Origin of the sequence: Winogradskyella sp. Asnod2-B02-A, assembly GCF_045063645.1 — a bacterium.
Taxonomy (GTDB): Bacteria; Bacteroidota; Bacteroidia; order Flavobacteriales; family Flavobacteriaceae; genus Winogradskyella.
On sequence record NZ_JBEFOG010000024.1, the window covers coordinates 57,824 to 81,937 of the forward strand.

Below are 24,114 nucleotides of genomic sequence, written 5' to 3' on the forward strand. Positions count from 1 at the left end.
TGTTATTTTGTAAAAAACATATGTCTTTGAAACATTTTAAAAATCTATTATTTCTTGTTTGTTTTACTATTGTTAACTTCAGTTTTGGTCAAGAAAAACAAAAGATTACTATTGAGCACGCTCCTATAAGTTATACTGATCCTAAAATTGAAGATGGAGCTAATGTATTTCTTAGAGACAAATCTCAACAAGTTCATTTTATTCACAAAGGAGTTAACTTATGGTGTGATAAAGCAGTGTATTATCAAGACCAAGATTTTATAGAAGCGTACAGCAATGTTGTAATGAAACAAGGTGACACCATACAAATGGTGGCAAAATATTTAGAGTACAGTGGTAAAACCCAGTTAGCATTTGCAAGTGGAGATGTCGTTTTAACAGAGCCTCAATCCACATTAAAAACGGATACACTTCATTTTGATAGAATTAAACAGCAAGCTTATTATAACACAGGTGGTACTGTTGTAAGAGATTCTTCAGGAACAATTACCAGTCAAATTGGTCGTTATTACATGAACACAAGCAAGTATCAATTTGTAAAAGATGTAGTACTTGTTAATCCAGATTACACACTTAACACAGACCGACTAGATTTCTTTACAGAAAATGGACACGCTTATCTTTTTGGACCTTCAACAATAACAGGAGAAACAAATAAAGTCTATTGCGAACGCGGTTTTTATGACACTAATAACGATATCGGTAATTTTCAGAGAAATGCAAAAATAGATTACGATTATAGAACTGTTGAAGGTGACAGTTTATATTTTGACCGTAATAAAAATTTTGCCTCTGCAACCAATAATATTACAGTTACAGATACTTTAAACAAAAGCATTGTAAAAGGACACTATGCGGAAGTTTGGCGTGCAAAGGACTCCATGTATATTACCAAACGTGCCTTAGCAATTACAGTACAAGAAAAAGATTCGATATATATGCATTCAGATACTATAATGGTAACTGGCAAGCCAGAACATCGTATTACTCGTGCTTATTACAATGCCAGATTATATAAAAGTGATATGGCAGGTAAATCAGATTCCATTCATGTTGATCATAAACTAGGTTTAACAGAGCTCATTAATTTAAGTCGCTTTAGTTCTGAAGATGCTTTTGCCCTGAAAAGAAAACCCGTTCTTTGGAATATTGACAACCAAATGTCAGGAGATACTATTCATTTGATTTCTAATGCTAAAACAGAGCAGCTCGATTCCTTAAAAGTATTTGAAAATGCATTTTTAATAAGTAAGGATACTATAAGCAAAGATGCCTTTAACCAAATAAAAGGTCAACGTTTAATTGGTTTATTTAAAGACAATGAACTGTATAATGTTGATGTTATTAAAAATGCCGAAACCATACGTTATTTAAGAAACGACGATAATGAATTAATAGGTATTCAGAAATCAAAATCAGGTAGTATTAACGTTAAAATTATTGAACAAGTCGTAGATGAAGTAAGATTTATCAACCAAATTGATGGTAATATTTTTCCTGAAGCCGATTTTCCTAATAGTGGAAAAAAATTAAGAGGTTTCGATTGGAGAGGCGAAGAAAGACCATCATCTGTTGAAGATTTATTTAAAGATGATCCGCCTTTAGATTTACCTATCATTAAGGGCTTAGAAGATTATGTACCACCTGAAGAATTCCTGGATAGTGACGTTACCAAACGTGTTGAAGTCGCTGGTAAAGCAACACCGAACAAAACAAACAAAGCCGCTAGGAATCTACCTAAAAAAACTCCAGTTTTACCGCTACAGCAAAACTTAAAACCAAGTGACTCGTTAAAAGTTAAAACAAAAAAAGCAGGTCAATAATTGAAAACGGACTTCTTTAAATATCAAGCTCAAACCACACCTCATCCTTTAGCGATGGAAATCAGTCATGCAAAAGGCTCTTACATATACGATAGTCACGGTAAAGCTTATCTTGATTTTGTTGCAGGAGTATCTGCTTGTAGTTTAGGGCATTCTAATCCAAAAGTAGTAGGTGCTATAAAAGACCAATTAGACAAGTTTATGCATGTTATGGTTTATGGTGAGTATATTCAAAAACCGGCTGTAGACTTAGCTAAACTTTTAGCCAAACATTTACCAAAACCATTAGAATCAACATATTTAGTTAATTCTGGAACAGAAGCTATTGAAGGCAGTTTAAAATTAGCAAGACGCTACACTGGTCGTTCAGAAATTATTGCTGCAAAAAATGCTTATCACGGTAACACCTTAGGGTCATTGAGTCTTATGGATTATGAAGAGCGCAAACAACCGTTTCTTCCATTAATACCAGATATAAAACATATTGAATTCAATTCGGAAAGTGATTTACTTCAAATTACAGAAAAAACAGCTGGTGTTATTTTAGAAACCATCCAAGGAGGAGCTGGTTTTATTGAACCTACCAACAACTATTTAAACAAAGTACAACGTCGCTGTAATGACGTTGGAGCCGTTTTTATTTTAGATGAAATTCAACCAGGCATTGGTAGAACAGGTAAACTATTTGGGTTTGAAAATTATAATTGCCAACCAGATGTTGTAGTTACAGGTAAAGGATTAGGAGGAGGTTTACCCATAGGAGCTTTTACCGCTTCTAATGAAATGATGACCACATTAAGTGATAATCCCAAACTTGGACACATTACAACCTTTGGAGGTAACCCAGTAATTGCAGCTGCCGCTTTGGCAACTTTAGAAGAAATTACGACATCTACTCTCATGGCCGAAGCTTTAGAAAAAGAACTGCTAATTCGGAAACATCTGCAACACAAACACATTAAAGAAATTAGAGGTCGAGGATTAATGCTAGCCGCTTTCACCGAAAATGCAACGCTTACTAATCAGGTTATTTTGGAAGCTCAAGACCAAGGATTAATACTTTTTTGGTTACTTTTTGAACCAAAAGCTATCCGAATTACACCTCCTTTAACCATTTCAAACGAAGAAATAATTAAAGGTTGCCTTGTAATCACCTCAATACTAGACAAAATCTAAGCACTCAACAAACAGTAAAACACACTAAAAACCAGTGTTTTAAATCACCCTAACTACACAAACCATTTAATGTTAACTACTTTGTTAAAAACATTAGTTTAAAAATCCATCTAGCGCAAAGTATAACTGTAATTTTATTTCAGTGAACTATTAATCATTTTATGCAGTACAGTCACGAAGACGAAAATTTTCCACTTACCCGATTTGAATCGATGTTAAAGACCAATGATATTTTGTTCTTTGACTCAAATGAGTTCGAAAATATAATTCATCATTATTTAGAAAATGGCAAAATTGCCCTATCTAAGCGTGCCATAAAATTAGGACTAGAACAACACCCTACTTCAATAAATTTAAGATTATTTCAAGTTGAAATTTTAGTAATTGAAAACAAGTTTGCTGAAGCTGATGATTTACTCGACCAACTTCATAATTTAGAACCAACTAACGAAGAGATTTTCATTCAAAAAGCTAATGTTTTATCTAAACAAGATGAACATCAAAAAGCAATAGACACATTGCTTATTGCAATAGATATGTCTAAAACTCCAGAAGATGATGCAGATTTGTATGCATTAGTAGGTATGGAATATTTATTTCTAGATCAATTTGATAAGGCCATCATATACTTCAAAAAATGCTTAGAGAGTGACACAACAGACTATTCTGCACTACATAATATAATTTACTGCTACGATTTTTTAAACTTAAATGAGGAAGCTATTGAGTATTTAAATATATTCTTAGATACCAATCCATATTGCGAAGTAGCTTGGCATCAATTAGGCAGACAATATTTTGCGGTTAAAGAATATGCTAAAGCAAGTGCAGCTTTCGATTTTGCAATTATCTCTGACGATACCTTTGTAGGAGCATATCTTGAAAAAGGTAAAGTTTTAGAAAAATTAAAAAATCACGAAGAAGCCATTGAAAATTACAAAATATCATTAGCCTTAGACGACCCAACATCATTTGCTCTTTTACGAATTGGTCAGTGTTATTCAAAATTAGGTCAAGATGATTTAGCCATTCAGTTTTTCAAAAAAACCATTGATGAAGATCCTTTATTAGATAAGGGTTGGCTAGCCATCACTAAATATTATATGAAGCGTTTAGACTACCAAAACGCGCTAGATTACATTAAAAAAGCCGTTGCTATTGATGGAGACAATGTGCTGTATTGGAAATTATATGCAACAATAAATAAGCGTTTAAATTTTCTTGAAGAAGCAGAACAAGGTTATAAACGAGCAATAGAACTAGGTAATTACGAATTAGATACTTGGTTAAACAGAACAGATATTTTAGTTACCCTTGGAGAATACCAAGCTGCCATTTTTAATTTATTGCAGACTATAGAATTTTATCCAGAAAACGCAGAAGTCGAATATCGTTTAGCTGGTCTTTACTTTATGTTACATCAAACTGAAGAAGGTCGTTTTCATCTAAAAAATGCAACACGCCTTAATATTGATTATAGCTTTATAATTTCAGAATTATTTCCTCAACTCACAGAAAGACCTATAATTAAAGCCATAATTTCGGAAGCCAAAAAGGCATCGAACTAAAAAAAATCATACCTTAGCAGCCTTATTTAGACATAAAATGCAAAGACGATTTTTAGATTATTTAGCGATTACTTTTAAAGGTATTGCCATGGGAGCCGCAGATGTAGTTCCTGGAGTTTCTGGTGGAACCATTGCCTTTATATCTGGTATTTACGAAGAACTTATTGAAAGCATAGACAAGGTAAATCTCAACGTTTTTAAGGTATGGAAACAATCGGGATTTAAAACCGCTTGGAATTCCATTAACGGTAATTTTTTACTAGCCTTATTTTCAGGAATTGCTATTAGCATTTTATCATTAGCAAAATTGATAAAATGGTTATTACATAACGAACCTATTTTACTTTGGTCCTTCTTCTTTGGGCTTGTTTTAGCGAGTATTCTATATATCGCTAAGCAAATTAAAGGATGGTCAGTTAAACTAATAATTGCCATTATTATTACTTCCGTTTTATCTTTTTACATCACACTTGCAGAACCATTTGCTTCACCAGATAGTCCATTTTACCTATTATTTTGTGGCTTTGTTGCTATAATAGCAATGATTTTACCTGGCGTTTCGGGAGCATTTATCTTACTTATTCTTGGAGCTTACCAAACCGCTATTGATACTATAAATAACTTAAGAGATGGTTTACTTAATGGTGATATGGCACTTTTTAAAGATGCCTTTTTAAAATTTGTACTACTTGCTGTTGGTGCTGTAATTGGACTCAAAGTGTTTTCAAAAGCCTTAAATTGGATGTTTAAACATCATAAAAATTTAACGCTTGCCATCTTAACAGGTTTTATGATTGGCTCACTTAACAAAATATGGCCTTGGAAAGAAGTCTTAAAAACACGTGTAAATTCTGAAGGTGAAGTTGTCACCTTACTCGACAAAAGTATTTTACCATCTTCTTACGCTGGAGATAATGAAATAGTAATGTCCATTGTTTTTATTGTAATTGGTTTTGCTGCAATTCTTGTTTTAGAAACTTTAGGAAATAAAAAAACTGAGGTGTAATGCAAAGTACAAGAACCCTTAAAGATCGCATATTTTTGGTCATTAAAGGTTTGGCCATGGGAGCTGCTAACAAAGTTCCAGGTGTTTCTGGAGGTGTAGTTGCTTTTGTTGCTGGTTTCTACGAAGAATTTATTTACTCTTTACAACGCGTTAATAAAAAAGCATTTAAACTATTAGTTAATGGAAGGTTTAAAAGCTTCTACCGTTACATCAATGGTAAGTTTTTAAGTCTACTATTCTTAGGAATGATAGTGAGCTACTTCAGTATTTCTAAAATACTTGATTTTCTCATTGTACACTATGAACTTTATGTTTGGAGTACGTTTTTTGGGATGATCCTTGGTTCTATTTACTACATTAGTAAAGATTTTAAAGAATGGAATAGAACAACAATACTCGCTTTAGCCATTGGTGCAATAATAGGTATTAGCATAAGCTTTTTAGATCCTGCTACAGAAAATGACAACCTCATTTTTGTATTCTTTTGCGGAATTATTAGTGTTTCTGGTATGACTTTACCCGGATTTTCAGGTTCATTTATTCTTATTCTATTAGGTAACTATGTTCTACTTTTGGTAGATTCCGTCAACGCACTTTACGACACTATGTTCGATGTTTTAAGTGGTAATTTTGAATTTATCCATAACCAAATACGCATTAGACTTTTAAAAGTTTTAGTGGTATTCACATTAGGTTCCGTTACAGGCTTAGTCACGTTTTCTCATTTGTTAAGCTACATTCTAAAGCATTATAAGAATATTACGCTAGCAACGATAATGGGTTTTATTATAGGATCACTTGGTGTGGTATGGCCCTGGAAAGAAACCATTTACAAAACCAATTCTCAAGGTTCACATATTTTAGATTCTACAGGAAAACAAATCATTACCAATTATCAACGGTTTTTACCTGAGCTGAACAGTGAAACTTATATAGCAATTGCTTATATTGCCTTAGGAATCCTCATAGTTTTAGGATTAGAATGGTATGGACAACGCACAAGACAAACAAAAATATAAATTCGGGCTTTTAGGACGAGACATCTCCTACTCTTTTTCAAGAGGTTACTTTGCTAAAAAATTTAAAAACGAAGATTTACCGCATTCTTATGTTAACTTCGATTTACCATCTATTGATGACCTTACAGCAATTATTGAAAACACGCCAAACTTAAAAGGAATTAATGTCACTATTCCTTACAAAGAGCAAGTCATTCCTTTATTAGACAAATTGAATAAAACTGCAAAAGAAATTGGAGCAGTAAACACCATTCGGTTTTCAAAAAACAACGAACTTATTGGTTACAATACCGATTATTACGGCTTTAAAAACTCTTTAAAACCACATTTAAAATCGCATCACAAAAAAGCTTTAATATTAGGTACAGGAGGTGCATCTAAAGCCATTGCTTATGCACTTAAGAAACTAAAAATAAAATATGATTTTGTATCGCGAACAAAAAAGGAAGGAGTGACCTTTTTATATTCAGATCTAACTGAAAAAATCATTTCAGATTACACCATAATTATCAATTGCACTCCTATTGGTACGTTTCCAAATGTTGAAATGTGCCCTAATATCCCTTATACTGCTATAAGCGAAAAGCATATTTTGTACGATCTTATCTACAATCCCGAAAGAACCAAATTTTTAAACCATGGGTTTAACAATGGTGCCACAATTATTAATGGTTTAGAAATGTTACGATTACAAGCCGAAAAATCTTGGGAAATATGGCATAAGTCATAAAATATAACCTCTAGATGTATTTCCTTTGTAGTTCTAACAACTGTTAGTATCTTTAACCTCATATATATAAAACATTGACTTATGTCTGAGAATGATAACCTGCAAGATGCAGATGGAAAAAAAGAAGTAGAAACAACGGAAACTACTCCAACACAAGAAACAACTCCAATTGTTGAAACTGAAATCGAAACAACTAATGTTGAAAAGACAGATGCAGTTGAGGACGTTGAGATTAAAAACGAAACTGAAGGGGTAACAGAAGTCGCTGGCGATAATCATGTAGATGAGATAGATGCTTCTAATGCAGAAGATGCAGAAGACGAATCTAATGCAGAACGTCACGAGGTAGAGGAAAAAGATTACCATGCCATGACTATGGATGAATTGGCTACGGAATTAAACCGCCTTTTAAAGCATCATAAAATTCAGACGATTTCTAAACATGTTAATGAAATAAAAGCGGAATTCAATGCTAAATACAGTGAACTTCTAGATGAAAAGAAAGAAGAGTTTATTGCAGATGGAGGTAATGAAATAGATTTTTATTACACTAATGACACCAAAAAATTATTCAATTCACTTTATAAAGACTACAAACAATCTATTGGCGCTTATTACAAGGAACGTGAACAAAACCTGAAGCAAAACCTTGAAGATAGATTACAAATAATAGAAGATATTAAAGGATTGCTTAGTGTAGAAGAAAATATGGGCACCACCTATAAAAACTTCAAAGAACTGCAAGAAAAATGGCGAAATGCTGGGCCAATTCCTAGAGATAAATACAATAATGCTTGGAATACATATCACCACCATGTAGAACGTTTTTACGATTTTCTACATCTCAATAATGATTTGAGAGATATGGATTTTAAACACAATTACGATCAGAAATTAAAAATCATAGAACGTGCTGAGGAATTAGCACAAGATGAAAACACCAACCGTTCATTTAGAGAGTTACAAGTTTTACATAAACTATGGAAAGAAGACCTTGGACCTGTTGGTAAAGAGCATAGAGAAGAAATTTGGGATCGTTTTAGTAAGGCAACAAAAACGATTCACGACAAACGTCAGGCATACTATGCTGATATGGATAAGGCGCACGAAAAAAATCTAGAGCGCAAAGAAGAAATTATTGCACTAATAAATGCTGTTGCAGAAGACAAAGGTAATTCGCATAGTGCATGGCAGAAAAAAATTAAAGACATTGAAGTTTTAAGAGATGCCTTTTTTAAAGCCGGAAAAGTACCTCTAAAAGTTAACGAAGCAACATGGGCAAAATTTAAAGAAGCTGTTAGAACTTTTAATCGAGGAAAGAATAGTTTTTATAAAGATTTAAAGAAAGACCAATACGATAATCTTAAAAAGAAAAAAGATTTAATTCAAATTGCTGAGGATAATAAAGACAGTGAGGATTTTGCTACCGTAACTCCATTAATGAAAAAAATTCAGAACGAGTGGAAAAAAATCGGTCATGTACCAAGACGTGATAGTGATAAAATATGGAAGCAATTTAAAGGAGCTTGTAATCACTATTTTGACAAAATGCATGCGGCACGCAAAGCAGAAGACCAACATTTATTTGATGCGTTTGATAAAAAAGTAAAACTTCTTGATACTTTAAAAGCTATGGAACTTAGCGAAGATCCAAAAGCAGATATTGAAATTTTAAAAGCTAAGATTTCTGAGTGGAAAGAGTTAGGTCATGTACCACAAAACAAACGCTATATTGACGGTAAATTCTACAAAGCTATTGATGATACTTTTGATAAGCTTAAAATGGATAAGGCCAAATTAGAAATGATTAAGTTTGATAGCAAACTTGAAAATTTAGCCAATCCTGATGATACAAGATTATTAGACAATGAGTACAATTTCATAAAAAAACGTATTGACGAAATTAAATCTGAAATCAATCAATTAGAAAACAATTTACAGTTTTTCTCTAATGTAAAATCTGATAATCCTTTAGTTAAAGATGTACACAAAAACATCGCAAACCATAAAAAGGACTTAGATATTTGGAAAGCTAAATTGACAAAAGTACGTGGCATGTATTCTTAATTTTTTTAGTGCAATACACTTAAAATAAAATCACATAATTAATTACTAAAAAAGCCCAAACAAAAATTTTGTTTGGGCTTTTTTTTGTCTAACTATTTATTGTAAATACTAAAATAACCTACTTATGAGATTCTCTTCTGTCAAATTTCCCATCAATAAAAACAAGGATATGAGACATACCTAAAGGGTCATAGCTTCCTTTTATTTCTTGTATATAATACCTATTCTCATTTCCAACCTTTTCAGGATCATTCCAATTTATTTGGATAAATTTTGGCTGACTTTCTTTTACAGTTTCTATCATAGAATTAGGTTCAAGATCATCCATCCAATCTATAGTCTCATTGTAATAATTTTTACAACCGGTTACTAAATGTGTACAACATAAAAATAAAACAATATGTGAAAAATTTCGAACTTGTTTCATTTCAATTGTAAAATTCATTTTTAAAATATCACTAGTTTAATTAAGATTACTCAAGTAAACCTTACCATCTTTCATCACTAATACCACTTGCTCTATAGTATTTACAAAATCAGTAGTTATATGTCCTTTTACAGCAATAATATCTGCTTTTGCACCAGACTTAATAACTCCTATTTCATTTTCCTTATTTAAACTAAGCGCAGAAGTGTACGTTGCAGATTGTAGAATATCTAGAGGCTTAATACCTGCTTCAAAATAAGCACGAAACATATCTTTTGAAGATGCACCACGAGTGCCTCCGATATTTGTATAGTTATCAGAACCTGCTACAATTGTAACTCCTTTTTGGACGGCTCTAGTAAGTCTGTTTTTCATCCTAACTAAATAATTATCTATCCAATCTAAATCATCGCTATCATAACCTGCAAGTTTACTATAGGTTTCCATATAAGTTCTACTATTTTCAGTTGGTACCAAAAACACCTTTTTTTTAGCCATTAAAGTTAATGTTGAATCTGCCAATTTAAAACCATGTTCAATCCCATCTACACCTGCTTGTATGGCATTCCATGCTGATTGATTAGTTATGGAATGTGCAACCACACTTAGACCATATGAATCTGCGGTCTGTACAATTGATTTCATTTCATCAATAGATAAATGTGTATTATTAGGAATATTATCTGCGCAAATCTTAATAACATCTACGTTTTGATTCACATGTTCTCTAACAGCAATTTTAGCATCTTCTACTCCATTTATAATTCTGTATTCTAAATCTATGAGGTTTTGGTGTTTTGGAGATACATCATAAATTTGTCCTCCTGTAGCTGCCATAATTGGTCCTGATGCAAAAATACGTGGTCCTTCAATAGTGCCTTCATTAATGGCATCACGCAAAGCAACATCTAAAAATAGTCCAGAATTACCAAGATCTTTTACACTTGTAATTCCAACATCTAAATAAGATTTCGCTCTTTTTGATCCTCTAAGTGTTCTTATGGCATCACTTTCCATGGTTAATGAGTGAATGCTATGTTCGGAAAAATCTTCGGATGCGTCTTGAGAAAAAAGCACATGTGTATGTGCATCTATTAATCCAGGCAGAACAGTGTATGCTGTTAAATCTATAATTTCAGCATTATTAGGAATTGTATTATATGTTCCTACAGCTACTATTTTATTACCCTTAACATGAATAGCTTTGTTTTTTAAAAGGACATTTTGTTCACTGTCGTATAAAAGACCAGCTTTGATATAAACTTCATTTTGTTGGGCGAATACTCTTGATAGAGAACAAATAACTATGAGTAAAAGGACGAGTAGTTTGTGCATTGAGAATGAAGTTTAGTTATTATTATTAATCAAAAGCATACTGTTGAACATTTGAAAAATCATTTTCGTAGTTCAACAATATATTCTTCAAGTAATTCATAAGATCCCGTTTTTCAAAAGGATTTGTTTACCACTTCATAATCACACTTCCCCAAGTAAATCCACTTCCAAAAGCAGCTAATACAACAGTATCTCCTTCTTTTATTTTTCCTTCTTCCCACGCTTCAGTTAACGCAATTGGAATAGAGGCAGCTGTAGTATTGCCATACTTCTGTATATTATTAAATACCTGATCGTCAGATAATTTAAACTTACGTTGTATAAATTGTGAAATTCGTAAATTGGCTTGATGTGGAATTAGCATATCGATATCGGAAACCTCAAGCTTATTTTTCATCAAACCTTCCATTATCACTTCGCTAAAACGTACCACTGCATTTTTAAATACAAATTGACCATTCATATGCGGAAAGTAACTCACATCATCAGGATCATTATCTGCAAGAATATCGCTTACCCAACGTTTACCCATACCTGGTGCTATCAATACCAATTCTTCTGCATGTTCACCTTGTGAGTGCAAATGCGTAGATAAAACACCTTTAGAGTTATCTTCTTCTCTTGTTAAAACTGCTGCGCCTGCTCCATCACCAAAAATAACTGTAACACCTCTACCACGTGTGGTTTTATCCATACCATGAGAATGTAATTCACTTCCTATAACAAGGATATTTTTATACATTCCTGTTTTAATAAAGTTATCTGCTACAGACATTGCATATACAAAACCAGAACATTGGTTACGTACATCTAAAGCTCCAACCGTTTTTATATCTAATGCATGTTGTACTTGCACACCTGGACCAGGAAAATACATATCTGGACTCAACGTAGCAAAAACGATAAAGTCAATATCATCTTTGTCTATTCCAGCACGTTCAATAGCTTGCTTTGCAGCTTTTACTCCCATGCCTGCTGTAGTGTCTTCACTACCCTTTATTGCCCAACGACGCTCTTTTATACCAGTTCGTTCTTGTATCCATTCATCATTGGTATCCATGAATTTAGATAAATCATCATTGGTTACCACATTATCTGGTACGTATTTCCCTAAGCCTATTATTTTTGAATTGTACATCGAAAATCTATTTTAGTTTCCGAGACATCGGAAAACATATTAATTACCTCTTGCGAAGTTAATCTTTAAGATACAATATCTTTTTATTAGAATTTATATTCGTTATGCATGCATAGTACTTGTGTCAGTTTGTCACATTTTACGTCTTGGTATTTTATTTGACTATAGATAATCATTCAAATTAATAATACAAAAAACTATATATCATGACAAAAGGAAGTATTAATGTATCGGTAGAGAATATCTTTCCGTTAATTAAAAAGTTCTTATACAGCGATCACGAAATATTTTTACGTGAGCTTATTAGTAATGGTACAGATGCCACACTAAAATTAAAACACCTTACTCAAATTGGCGAATCTAAAGCTGAATACGGAAACCCAATAATTGAAGTAAAGATTGACAAAGAAGGAAAAAAACTTCACATCATTGACCAAGGTTTAGGGATGACAGCCGAAGAGGTTGAAAAATACATTAACCAAGTTGCGTTTTCTGGTGCTGAAGAATTTTTAGACAAGTATAAGGATTCTGCAAAAGATTCAGGAATCATTGGACATTTTGGTCTTGGTTTCTATTCTGCTTTTATGGTTGCTGAAAAAGTTGAAATCATTACAAAGTCGCACACAGGTGCTGAAGCTGCACATTGGACATGTGATGGATCACCAGAATTCACCTTAGAACCTTCTGACAAAGCAGACAGAGGAACAGAAATCATTCTTCATATTGCAGAAGATTCTACTGAGTTTTTAGAAGAATCTAGAATCAGTGAGTTATTGAATAAGTATAACAAGTTTATGCCTATTCCTATTAAATTTGGAACTAAGGAAATAGACGATCCAGATTTTACTCCGGCTACTACAACTGATGCTGAAGGTAAAGAAATTACAGAGCCTCAGAAAAAAATTATTGTAGATAATATTATCAATAATCCAAATCCGGCTTGGACAAAACAACCAGCTGATTTAGAAGATAAAGATTATAAAGATTTCTACAGAGAATTGTACCCAATGCAATTTGACGAGCCTCTTTTCCATATTCATTTAAATGTAGATTATCCGTTCAACTTAACTGGAATCTTGTATTTCCCTAAGATGACAAATGATATGAACATGCAGAAGGATAAGATTCAACTGTACCAAAACCAAGTATATGTAACTGATAATGTAGAAGGGATTGTGCCAGAATTTTTAACCATGTTACGTGGTGTAATTGATTCTCCAGATATTCCTTTAAACGTTTCACGTTCTTACTTACAAGCTGATGGAGCTGTGAAGAAAATTTCATCTTACATTACTCGTAAGGTGGCTGATAAGTTGAAATCATTATTTAATGCTAATCGTGAAGATTTTGAAAAGAAATGGGATGACATCAAAATAGTTATTGAATACGGTATGCTATCTGAAGAGAAATTCTTTGAGAAAGCAGATGCTTTTGCATTATACCCAACAGTTGATGGAAAATTCTATACCTACGAAGAGCTTTTCAATAAAATAAAAGCAAATCAAACGGATAAGGATGGTAAATTAGTGATTCTTTATGCTTCTAACAAAGACCAACAACATAGCTACATTGAAGCTGCAAAAGCTAAAGGTTATGAAGTGTTATTATTAGATTCACCTATTGTATCGCATTTAATTCAGAAATTAGAATCTACTAAAGAAAATATTTCTTTTGCTAGAGTGGATGGTGATCATATTGATAACTTAATTAAGAAAGATGAAAACGTCATTTCTAAATTATCAGAAGAACAACAAACAGAATTAGATACACTTTTAAAAGAAGTGATACCTTCTGAAAAGTTCGCTGTACAATTAGAAGCTATGGATAGTGATGCCTCTCCATTTATTATTACGCAACCAGAATTTATGCGTAGAATGAAAGAGATGCAACAAACTGGTGGAGGCGGAATGCACATGTTTGGTAATATGCCAGAAATGTACAACCTCATCGTTAACACAAATTCTGCATTAGTTGGTGAAATTTTAGAAACAAAAACTAAGAAGAAACAAGAACGTTTAATTACGCAAAGTTTAGATTTAGCACGTTTATCTCAAGGCCTATTAAAAGGTGAAGAGTTAACGAATTTTATTAAGCGTAGTTACGAGATGATTAAGTAACATAATTGAATTTGCATGCTAGAAAGCAACATTTCACATACCTAGTGTAGCCGAAATATTGTATTCTAATTACTATATAAAAACCACTTAGCCAAAAGCTTAGTGGTTTTTTTGTAACTTTTCAGCAACAATTATCGTCTTACTATTATAATCAATCAAAAAACATTATGAAAACATTTTATTCCTCTACTCTATTTCTACTGAGTATTCTATTTACAACAACTATTTCGGCTCAAAATCTAACCCAACAATTTGATGCCATTGTAGCTCAACATTACCATAATGCAGATGCACCAGGAGCAACTATTTTAGTCGCAAAAAACGGAAAAACCATTTACAGAAAAGCTGTAGGTAAATCTAGTCTAGAATTAGATGTAGATATGATACCAGAGAATGTATTTATGCTTGCCTCTATCACCAAACAATTTACAGCAGTTGCTATTTTAATGTTAGAAGAGCAAGGTAAATTGAGTTTAAATGATCCTATTACTAAGTTTATTCCAGATTATCCTACACATGGAAAAACCATAACAGTGCACCATTTGTTAAATCATACGTCTGGTATAAAAAGTTATACAGGTATAGGTAACTTAGTAGAAGTAGCTAGAAATGATAAAACATTAGATGAATTAATAGATTATTTTAAAAACGAACCTATGGATTTCGATCCTGGTGAAGAATTTAGATATAACAATTCTGGCTATGTACTGCTTGGTAAAATAATAGAAGTACTTTCTGGTGACACCTACGAAAACTATATTGAAAAGCATATGTTTGACCGTCTAGGCATGAAGAGTTCAAGTTATGGTAATAACAAAGAATTAATTAAAAACAGAGTTGAAGCTTACGAAGAAGATGACTCTGGTTACGTTAATGCAAGCTACTTGAGTATGACATTACCTCATGCTGCAGGTGCACTAACCTCAACCATTGACGATATGTTAAAATGGCAAAATGCTTTAACAAATAACACCCTAATAACATCTAATTCTTTAGACAAAGCTATTAATGGGTCTAAACTTAATAATGGAGAACATATTCCTTACGGTTATGGACTTGGAGAAATGGATCTCAAAGGCTCAAAAGGTTATACACATAGTGGAGGTATTTTTGGCACATCTACAAATGGCATTTACCTTATTGATGAAGATGTCTATGTTATAGGCTTAAGCAATTGTAGTTGTAATGACATAGGCGCAGTAACAAGAAATCTTGCTGCTACAGCTATAGGAAAACCGTTTCCAACAATGAATGATGTGGTAACGCTTTCTGAAGATAAAATGAAACAATGGGTTGGTGCTTATGAATTTGAAGATGGAGCGATTAGACATATTTTTATTAAAGATGGTCAACTAAATAGTATGCGAGAGTCTGAAACCAATACTATTTTTGCAATTTTTCCATTATCAGAAAACCGCTTTATGTTTAAAGAAAGCGGTACTGAATACCTGTTTTCAGAATCTGCCGACGGAAAACGCCAAGCTATATTCACCGCTAACAAAGAAAGCATTGGTAAAGAAGTTAACAAACCCATGCCAGAAGCCCGAAAAGAAATCACATTATCTAATGATATTTTAAAACACTATATCGGAAAATATGAATTAGCTCCAAATTTTAATGTTGACGTTACTGTAGAAGGCAATCAAATTTTTGGACAAGCCACTGGACAAGGAAAGTTTGAAATTTTCGCTGCAGATGAAACTACGTTTTTCGCAAAAGTAACTCCACTTAAAGTAACGTTTAATAAAAATGCTTTAGGTGAAGTAGAAAGTTTCACTTTGTATCAAGGAGGACAAGAGACCGTTGCTAAAAAAGTTGAATAAGCTGTTATACTCATAATTAATAATTTAAACCACTTTGTTAATTCAAAGTGGTTCTTTATTTTTAGACAAACTAAACTTATCGCTTATGAAACCACAGTATAAAAAAATAATCTTAACCATACTTATTATTGGATTCTTATTTTACATAGATCCTGTTTATGCTGGACCTGGTGGAACCATAGCCAAAGGTTTATTTAAAACGTGGTGGGGAAAATTAATATTATTTGCACTGTTTATTGTGCTCTTTCCGTTAATCGCTTACACATATACTGTAGAGTTTTTTGCCATTAAAAAATCTAAAAAACAGCTTAATGAGCTAGGGTTAAGAAACAAAGATTTTATGTGGTTAAATCTCGAAAAAAATGTAAACAATATCTTTACACGTGTCTATCTTGCCTGGGAAAGAGAGGATATGGCTGAAGTTTCTGAATATGTAAATCATTGGTACAGACAAAACCAGCAAGCGGTTTACTTAGATAAATGGAAGCAAGAGAATCTTAAAAATGTATGTAAATTAGATAAGATTAATAGTATTAAACCACTTTACATAGAAATAACTGACGATGAAAATTTAGAAGGTTCTAAAATCGCATTTGTAATTACAGCGAATATTAAAGATTATTTAAAAGATAGAACAACAAATCAAATTATTGAAGGAAAAAATGAATATGGAGATGAAGAGAAAATCTGGATATTAGAATACACAAATGGCAAATGGCTACTAGATGATATTAGAGAAGGAAAATTTAGTTTGGCTTTTGCTAAATTAAAAAACGTGGTTCCAATAATTCAACATAATCCTAGTACACTATCTAAATAATAGCTTAAGATAAATAGAAACCACTTCAATAATTTGAAGTGGTTTTTTAGTTTTCTAAATTAGCCGATTAACCATTTTATACCTATTACACCGAATTAATACACTCACTTAAAAGGTTTTATGTAACTTTTAATCCATCAATCTATGGATAGCGATAATACCTACATAAAGCAAATATTTAAAGACCTCGATTTCTCAGAAAAAGAAATTGAGCTTATTAATAATGCCTTTAAAAAGGTAAAATTTAATAAAGGTGCTGTTTTAATAGAAGAAGGGGAAACAGTAAATACGCAATACTTCATTATGGAAGGTTGTTTAAGATCTTATCGCATCAACAAATTGGGTAAAGAATTCACTGTTCAATTCGGAGTTAAAGATTGGTGGATTAGTGATTACACGGCATTCTTCTCTTCTGAGAAAGCTATAATGACTGTAGAAGTTATACAAGATGCTATACTTTATAAAATAACAAATGAGCAAAAGGAATTTTTATATGATCAAGTTCCAAAAATAGAGCACTTCTTTAGACTAAAATTAGAAAAAGCATTCGCTTCCTTTCAAAAAAGGATTATTGCAAACCTTTCACTGACTGCCGCAGAACGTTATATTAATTTTATAACAACGTACCCAAACATAGAGCAGAGCGTAAAAAACTATCATATAGCCTCTTATCTAGGAATTACTACTGAGAGCCTAAGTAGAATTAGAAAAGAATTAGCTCATTAATGCATTTATTATCATACATCAATTTTTTTATTCAATTAATATTTTATTTTTGTACCCCTAACAAGGTAAAATATTCCTTATTTTCCCTAAGATTAATAGCTAAAAAGCGCAGGTTTATTAACCTGCGCTTTTTTATTTATATTAGCTTATGGAAGAAATTAAAATATTGTTTTTTGTTATTGGGACTTTTTTCGGAATTAACCAAAGTAATATTATAGCTGAAAAAGCAACAGTAACAGTAGATCCTGAAGCTAAAACCATTACTGTTTTACAAGAGAATTTAATTTCAATCATCCAAAATGAAAGCGATAGTTTAAACGTGATGAATGAATTAGAAAAAATCACCCAACCCAACTATCCTTGGAGTTCAGAATTTGCAAATTTTTCAAAAAAAGAAAAATGCTTCTTTATTTCTGAAGACACCCAAACACTTAACTTAAAATTGACCCTAACTTACACTACTGCTAATGATTTAAAAACTTTTGGAATCAATAAAAACAGCGATGGTAAGTTCTCTATGACCAACTTCCCTAAGGCTCATACCAAATCTACAGATGGCATATTAAGCGAACGTTATTGGAATTTTGAAGCCAACAAACCTTTCACTTTTACTGAAGAACCTCTAACTGAAATGCCTGAGAAATACCGAAAATTTCAAATGAATTTGTTACCATATTGGAAATCGATTAAACGCTAAACTATGAATGTAATCTCAACCAATATTGCACAACCAACCAAATTTATTTGGAAAGGAGAAGAAATCACAACAGGCATCTATAAAAAACCAACGGACGTCCCAATATATTTAGGAAAAGAAGACGTAAGAGGAGATGAAGTTTCAGATAGAAAAGTACATGGTGGAGAATTTAAAGCTTGTTATTTATTCTCAGCAAACCAGTATCCGTTTTGGCAAGCATTATATCCTAATTTAGATTGGTCTTATGGTATGCTTGGCGAAAATATTACTATTGAAGGATTAGATGAAAAACAGCTCTTCATTGGTGATATTTATAAACTAGGTAATGCTCTAGTACAAATTACCCAACCCAGAGAACCTTGTTTTAAATTTGCTTATAAATTTGAAGACAAAGACGTTTTAAAGCAATTTATAGACCATGGCCACTCAGGTACTTATGTTAGAGTTTTAGAAGAAGGCATTGTAAAAACTGGAGATACATTTAAGTTGATAGAACCCGCAAAAGATAGTGTCTCTATTTTTCATTTTTTCGAATTACTATATGCTGAAAATAAAAACAAAGCGCATATAAAATTACTACTTCATAATGATGCGCTACCTCAACGCATAAGAAAACGCTTAAACTTTTTTCTACGTTAAATCATTCAAAATCTAATCCCATTTATTCATCGGATTTTTTTGAAAAAAGCAACAGATCATAGATTTTATCTTACCACACAACAAATACACAAGTACTTAAAATACAGGTTTTTAAAAATTATATGATTTTTACGAAAACGTTATCGTAACTCTTTTATATATTTGATACATAATATAGAATTATAGTCACTAAAAATTCAATTTATTAATATCTACATATTTAATCTACCATGAAAATCAAAAAAATTCTTGTTGCCAACCGAAGTGAAATTGCTATAAGAGTATTAAGAGCATGTACAGAGCTTAACATTTCTACAGTTGCTATTTACACCTATGAAGATCGCTATTCTCAACACAGAAATAAGGCAGATGAATCGTATCAAATTGGTGAAGACAATGATCCTCTAAAACCGTATTTAGATATTGAAGAAATTGTGGCTTTGGCAAAAGAAAAAAATGTAGATGCCATACATCCTGGTTATGGTTTTTTATCTGAAAACTCAGAATTTGCGAGACGTTGTGCCGAAAACAATATTGTTTTTATTGGTCCAGATCCAGAAGTTATGGATGCCTTGGGAGATAAAATTACTGCCAAAAAAATTGCTGTAAAATGTAATGTACCAATTATTGAAAGTAATAAAAAAAGCTTAACATCTTTAAAAATTGCTATTTCTGAAGCCAACACTATCGGTTATCCTTTAATGTTAAAAGCAGCATCTGGAGGTGGTGGACGAGGCATGCGTGTGGTAAGAAACAACGAAGATTTAGAGCAAAATTTTGAAGCCGCAAGTAACGAGGCCTTAAATGCTTTTGGTGATGGCACCATGTTTTTAGAAAAATATGTAGAAAACCCAAAACACATTGAAGTACAAATTGTTGCCGACAGACATGGTAATATTCGTCATTTATTTGAGCGCGATTGTTCTGTACAACGTCGTCATCAAAAAGTGGTTGAAGTTGCACCTTCTTATAATGTATCTAACAAAGTAAAAGAAGCCTTATATAATTATGCAATTGCTATCACTTCTGAAGTGCATTATAATAATATTGGAACCGTAGAGTTTTTAGTAGATCAGCAAGACAACATCTATTTTATTGAAGTAAATCCACGTATTCAAGTAGAACATACGGTAACAGAAATGGTGACTGGAATTGACTTGGTAAAAACACAAATTTTTATTGCTGGTGGTTATAAATTATCTGATCAACAAATAAAAATATACGAACAAGAGTCTATAAAAACCTATGGATTTGCATTACAATGTAGATTAACAACCGAAGATCCTGAAAATAATTTCACACCAGATTACGGAAACATTACAACGTACCGAAGTGCATCAGGAATGGGCATTCGTTTAGATGCTGGTAGTATTTATCAAGGTTATAATGTGAGTCCGTTTTTTGATTCTATGCTTGTAAAAGTTTCAGCACACGGAAGAACCTTAGATGGAGCTGTTAGAAAAATGACAAGAGCTTTAAAAGAATTTAGAATTAGAGGAGTAAAAACTAACATTCATTTTCTTCAAAATGTCATCCAACATGAAACCTTTAGAGATGGTAAAGTAACAGTGAATTTTATTGAAAATACTCCTGCTCTATTCCAAATAAAATTACCACAAGATCGAACATCTAAAGCCGTTAATTTTCTTGCTGAAGTTATTGTTAATGGAAATTCAGATGTTAAAAACATTGATTCTACTAAAATATTTAGAAATGCTAAAGTCCCAAAATTTAATCGTTCAGCTTCATTTCCAAAAGGCACCAAAGATTTATTAACAGAACTTGGTCCCGAAGCTTTTTGCCAATGGTTAAAGGAAGATAAAAAGATACATTACACTGATACAACTATGCGAGATGCGCATCAGTCACTTTTGGCAACACGCATGCGAAGCTACGACATGCTTAAAGTTGCAGAAAGTTTTGCCAAAAATCATCCTAATACGTTTAGTATGGAGGTTTGGGGAGGAGCCACTTTTGATGTTTGTTTGCGCTTTCTACACGAAAGTCCTTGGACACGATTAAGAGAATTACGTAAAGCGGTTCCAAATATTCTATTTCAAATGTTACTCCGTGGTTCTAATGCTGTGGGTTATAAAGCATATCCAGATAACTTAATTGAAAAATTTGTTGAGAAATCTTGGGAAAATGGTGTTGATATTTTCAGAATTTTCGATTCTCTAAATTGGGTGAAAGCTATGGAACCAAGCATAAACTATGTTCGCAATAAAACGGGAGGTATTGCCCAAGCTGCTATTAGTTATACTGGTGACATTTTAGATCCTAAACAAACCAAATACAATTTAAAATACTATACACAACTTGCTAAAGATTTAGAAAATGCAGGAGCACATATGATCGCTATAAAAGATATGGCAGGTTTATTAAAACCTTATGCAGCTACGGAGTTGGTTTCTGCACTAAAAGACACTGTAAATATTCCTATTCATTTACACACACATGACACTTCTTCATTACAGACCACAACCTATTTAAAAGCGATAGAAGCTGGAGTTGATGTTGTAGATGTTGCTCTTGGAGGGCTTTCAGGACTTACATCACAACCCAACTTTAACTCTGTTATTGAAATGATGAAAGGACAAGAGCGTGCACAAGATTTTGACATGAATTCATTAAATCAATTTTCAAACTTCTGGGAAGACACACGCGAAATGTACTATCCGTTTGAATCGGGTTTAAAAGCAGGAACTGCAGAAGTCTATCAGCACGAAATTCCAGGTGGTCAATATTCAAACTTAAGACCTCAAGCCATTGCTTTAGGTTTAGGAGACCGTTTTGATGACGTAAAAAAAATGTACGCACAAGTGAATACAATGTTTGGTAACTTAATAAAAGTGACACCAAGCTCTAAGGTAGTTGGTGATATGGCCATTTTTATGGTGACTAATAATTTAACACCTGAAGATGTAATGGAACGTGGTGAAACGATTTCGTTTCCAGAATCAGTAATCAATTTCTTTAAGGGAGATTTAGGACAACCCACTGGAGGCTTTCCTAAAAAGCTTCAAAAAATCATATTAAAAAATAAAGAAGCGTATACAGACAGACCAAACGCTCATTTAAAACCTGTTGATTTCACAAAAGAATTTGCTGCTTTTAAAAAGAAGTTTCAACAAGGCTTTACAAGAGCCATTGAGATGGAAGATTTTCTTTCCTATATGTTATATCCAAAAGTATTTGAAAAAGCACATGAAAACTATAAACTTTACGGAAATATAGCACTTATACCAACTAAAGATTTCTTTTTTGGTATGAAGCTTCAAGAGGAAACAAACATTACTCTTGAACCTGGAAAAACGATTATTGTAAAATTACTTTCAGTCAGTATTCCTAATGATCAAGGTGTAAGAACTGTATTCTTTAAAGTAAATGGTGAAAACCGTTTTGTTGAAATTTTTGATACATCTCTAAACATTAAAAAAGTTGAAAATGTAAAAATTGATGCTGAAGACACTAACCAAATTGGTGCTCCTTTGCAAGGCTCATTATATAAGATTTTAGTAAAAAAAGGAACGACCATCAAAGAAAACGATCCTTTATTTGTAATTGAAGCTATGAAAATGGAAACCACAGTAACAGCCCATAAAGCTGGTAAAATAAAATCGGTGACTTTAACTGAAGGTAGTATGGTGAAACAAAATGATTTAGTAATAACAATGGAATAATTTTCATTAAAATAATATTAAAGCATTTATAGAACGCATTTTTTTTGTAGCATTATTATTGCTTATTTCGTTGTGTTAATTCGTAAAATTCACTTCGAAATATTTAACAGATGTAACAATGTTAGTGCGCATAGTATTGATAGGTTTTAATAGCTATTATCCAATTAGTTTTACGTTACCTTTGCCTCATTAAATTTTTAAGCATTGGAAAAGAAAAAATCACATCCTCAAATAAAATCAGAACTTCACCCAAGGAGTCAACATAGATCACGCTACAATTTTGATGCGCTTATAAAAAGCTCACCAGAGTTAGGCGCTTATGTGGCACCAAATAAATATGGTGATGATTCTATCGATTTTTTTAATCCTAAAGCTGTAAAAGCTTTAAATAAGGCCTTATTAATTCATCATTATGGATTAGAGTATTGGGATATTCCTGAACATTATTTGTGTCCACCCATTCCTGGTCGTGCAGATTACATTCACAATATTGCTGACCTATTAAAAGGAACTGGTGCTGAGATTCCAAAAGGAAATCACATTAAAGGCTTAGATATTGGTGTTGGTGCTAATTGTATTTATCCAATAATTGGACAGCATGAGTATGGTTGGTCTTTTATAGGCAGTGATACTGATGAAGCCGCTATTATATCTGCTAAAGCTATAGAACAAAAAAATTATAAATTAAGATCGACCATAGAAATTAGACGTCAAGAGAAAGCGAACAACTTTTTTTATGACATTTTAAAACCTGAAGAAAAAGTAGATTTTACCATTTGTAATCCTCCGTTTCATGCTTCATTAGACGATGCTCAAAAAGCAAGTTTAAAAAAGCTAAAAAACCTAAAAGGAAAACGTCCTAGTAAAGCACTTCTCAATTTCGGCGGACAACAAAACGAATTATGGACCAAAGGTGGTGAAGCACGTTTTGTAAAAGACATGATTTATGAAAGTAAGCATTTTGGCAAACAATGCTTTTGGTTTACAAGCTTAATTTCGAAAGAAATCACTCTTAAACCTACTTATAAAATTTTAGAAAAAGTTAATGCCACTGCTGTAAAAACTATTGAAATGGGACAAGGTCATAAAATCAGTAGATTTATCGCTTGGACCTTTTTAACAGAACAAGAACAACACCAATGGATTAAGGAACGTTGGTAGCAAAGTAGCGTTACTTTGAGTATTCCTCTTTTTTTAAAGAATGCAAAGAAAAGTAATTGAATTGCTATAGTTCTCGATATTATTTGCTCATACTTCACAAATCACTCAAACAGACGTGGTTTGTAATTTTAATATTTTTATATCAAAGTTTCAATTAAC

18 protein-coding genes are annotated in these 24,114 nt (G+C 32.4%); 15 read left to right on the forward strand and 3 right to left on the reverse strand.

Annotated features, from left to right (window positions below; translation table 11 throughout):
- Nucleotides 1–20 precede the first annotated feature (20 nt).
- The 7 genes from ACJJVO_RS00715 to ACJJVO_RS00745 all read left to right on the forward strand — a co-directional run bounded on the left by ACJJVO_RS00715 (nucleotide 21) and on the right by ACJJVO_RS00745 (nucleotide 9,389).
- Nucleotides 21–1,823, forward strand: a complete 1,803-nt coding sequence (locus tag ACJJVO_RS00715) for an OstA-like protein (RefSeq protein WP_405569209.1) — start codon at nucleotides 21–23, stop codon at nucleotides 1,821–1,823.
- Entirely contained in the window at nucleotides 1,824–2,999 is a 1,176-nt protein-coding gene (locus ACJJVO_RS00720; RefSeq protein ID WP_405569211.1) for an aspartate aminotransferase family protein, read from the forward strand.
- A gap of 161 nt (nucleotides 3,000–3,160) precedes the next feature.
- Nucleotides 3,161–4,567, forward strand: coding sequence for a tetratricopeptide repeat protein (locus ACJJVO_RS00725; RefSeq protein WP_405569213.1), 1,407 nt, complete (start codon nucleotides 3,161–3,163; stop codon nucleotides 4,565–4,567).
- A 37-nt stretch (nucleotides 4,568–4,604) separates the two neighbouring features.
- On the forward strand, nucleotides 4,605–5,573 hold the full coding sequence (locus ACJJVO_RS00730) for a DUF368 domain-containing protein (RefSeq protein ID WP_405569216.1): 969 nt from the start codon (nucleotides 4,605–4,607) through the stop codon (nucleotides 5,571–5,573).
- Nucleotides 5,573–6,592: a DUF368 domain-containing protein gene (locus tag ACJJVO_RS00735; RefSeq protein WP_405569218.1), complete on the forward strand. Its 1,020-nt coding sequence runs from the start codon at nucleotides 5,573–5,575 to the stop codon at nucleotides 6,590–6,592. Before ACJJVO_RS00730 ends, ACJJVO_RS00735 begins: the two co-directional genes overlap by 1 nt.
- Entirely contained in the window at nucleotides 6,561–7,322 is a 762-nt protein-coding gene (locus tag ACJJVO_RS00740; RefSeq protein ID WP_405569220.1) for a shikimate dehydrogenase family protein, read from the forward strand. Before ACJJVO_RS00735 ends, ACJJVO_RS00740 begins: the two co-directional genes overlap by 32 nt.
- A gap of 81 nt (nucleotides 7,323–7,403) precedes the next feature.
- The gene (locus ACJJVO_RS00745; protein ID WP_405569222.1) at nucleotides 7,404–9,389 is read left to right on the forward strand and encodes a DUF349 domain-containing protein; all 1,986 of its coding nucleotides are present in this window, start codon (nucleotides 7,404–7,406) and stop codon (nucleotides 9,387–9,389) included.
- 118 nt (nucleotides 9,390–9,507) lie between these two features.
- Here the strand turns inward: ACJJVO_RS00745 and ACJJVO_RS00750 are convergent, their stop codons facing one another.
- The 3 genes from ACJJVO_RS00750 to ACJJVO_RS00760 all read right to left on the reverse strand — a co-directional run bounded on the left by ACJJVO_RS00750 (nucleotide 9,508) and on the right by ACJJVO_RS00760 (nucleotide 12,289).
- A complete protein-coding gene (locus tag ACJJVO_RS00750) occupies nucleotides 9,508–9,816 on the reverse strand; it encodes a hypothetical protein (protein WP_405569224.1) in 309 nt (102 codons plus the stop codon).
- Between the two features lie 36 nt (nucleotides 9,817–9,852).
- A complete protein-coding gene (locus ACJJVO_RS00755) occupies nucleotides 9,853–11,151 on the reverse strand; it encodes an amidohydrolase family protein (protein WP_405569227.1) in 1,299 nt (432 codons plus the stop codon).
- 127 nt (nucleotides 11,152–11,278) lie between these two features.
- Nucleotides 11,279–12,289, reverse strand: coding sequence for a 3-oxoacyl-ACP synthase III family protein (locus ACJJVO_RS00760; protein ID WP_405569230.1), 1,011 nt, complete (start codon nucleotides 12,287–12,289; stop codon nucleotides 11,279–11,281).
- A 206-nt stretch (nucleotides 12,290–12,495) separates the two neighbouring features.
- Here ACJJVO_RS00760 and htpG point away from each other — a divergent pair, with 206 nt between their 5' ends.
- From htpG to rlmF, 8 genes are all read left to right on the forward strand, one after another.
- Complete coding sequence (htpG, locus tag ACJJVO_RS00765; RefSeq protein WP_405569233.1) at nucleotides 12,496–14,406, forward strand: molecular chaperone HtpG; 1,911 nt, start codon at nucleotides 12,496–12,498, stop codon at nucleotides 14,404–14,406.
- 167 nt (nucleotides 14,407–14,573) lie between these two features.
- On the forward strand, nucleotides 14,574–16,229 hold the full coding sequence (locus ACJJVO_RS00770; RefSeq protein WP_405569236.1) for a serine hydrolase: 1,656 nt from the start codon (nucleotides 14,574–14,576) through the stop codon (nucleotides 16,227–16,229).
- An 85-nt stretch (nucleotides 16,230–16,314) separates the two neighbouring features.
- The gene (locus ACJJVO_RS00775; RefSeq protein WP_405569239.1) at nucleotides 16,315–17,049 is read left to right on the forward strand and encodes a hypothetical protein; all 735 of its coding nucleotides are present in this window, start codon (nucleotides 16,315–16,317) and stop codon (nucleotides 17,047–17,049) included.
- A 144-nt stretch (nucleotides 17,050–17,193) separates the two neighbouring features.
- Nucleotides 17,194–17,775 (forward strand): Crp/Fnr family transcriptional regulator, encoded by a 582-nt coding sequence (locus ACJJVO_RS00780; protein ID WP_405569241.1) that lies wholly within the window; start codon nucleotides 17,194–17,196, stop codon nucleotides 17,773–17,775.
- 148 nt (nucleotides 17,776–17,923) lie between these two features.
- Entirely contained in the window at nucleotides 17,924–18,472 is a 549-nt protein-coding gene (locus ACJJVO_RS00785; RefSeq protein WP_405569243.1) for a hypothetical protein, read from the forward strand.
- A 3-nt stretch (nucleotides 18,473–18,475) separates the two neighbouring features.
- Nucleotides 18,476–19,111, forward strand: a complete 636-nt coding sequence (locus tag ACJJVO_RS00790; RefSeq protein WP_405569245.1) for an MOSC domain-containing protein — start codon at nucleotides 18,476–18,478, stop codon at nucleotides 19,109–19,111.
- Nucleotides 19,112–19,341: 230 nt separating this feature from the next.
- On the forward strand, nucleotides 19,342–22,794 hold the full coding sequence (locus ACJJVO_RS00795; protein WP_405569251.1) for a pyruvate carboxylase: 3,453 nt from the start codon (nucleotides 19,342–19,344) through the stop codon (nucleotides 22,792–22,794).
- 204 nt (nucleotides 22,795–22,998) lie between these two features.
- Nucleotides 22,999–23,955, forward strand: coding sequence for a 23S rRNA (adenine(1618)-N(6))-methyltransferase RlmF (gene rlmF / locus ACJJVO_RS00800; protein WP_405569254.1), 957 nt, complete (start codon nucleotides 22,999–23,001; stop codon nucleotides 23,953–23,955).
- The last annotated feature ends 159 nt before the right edge of the window (nucleotides 23,956–24,114 follow it).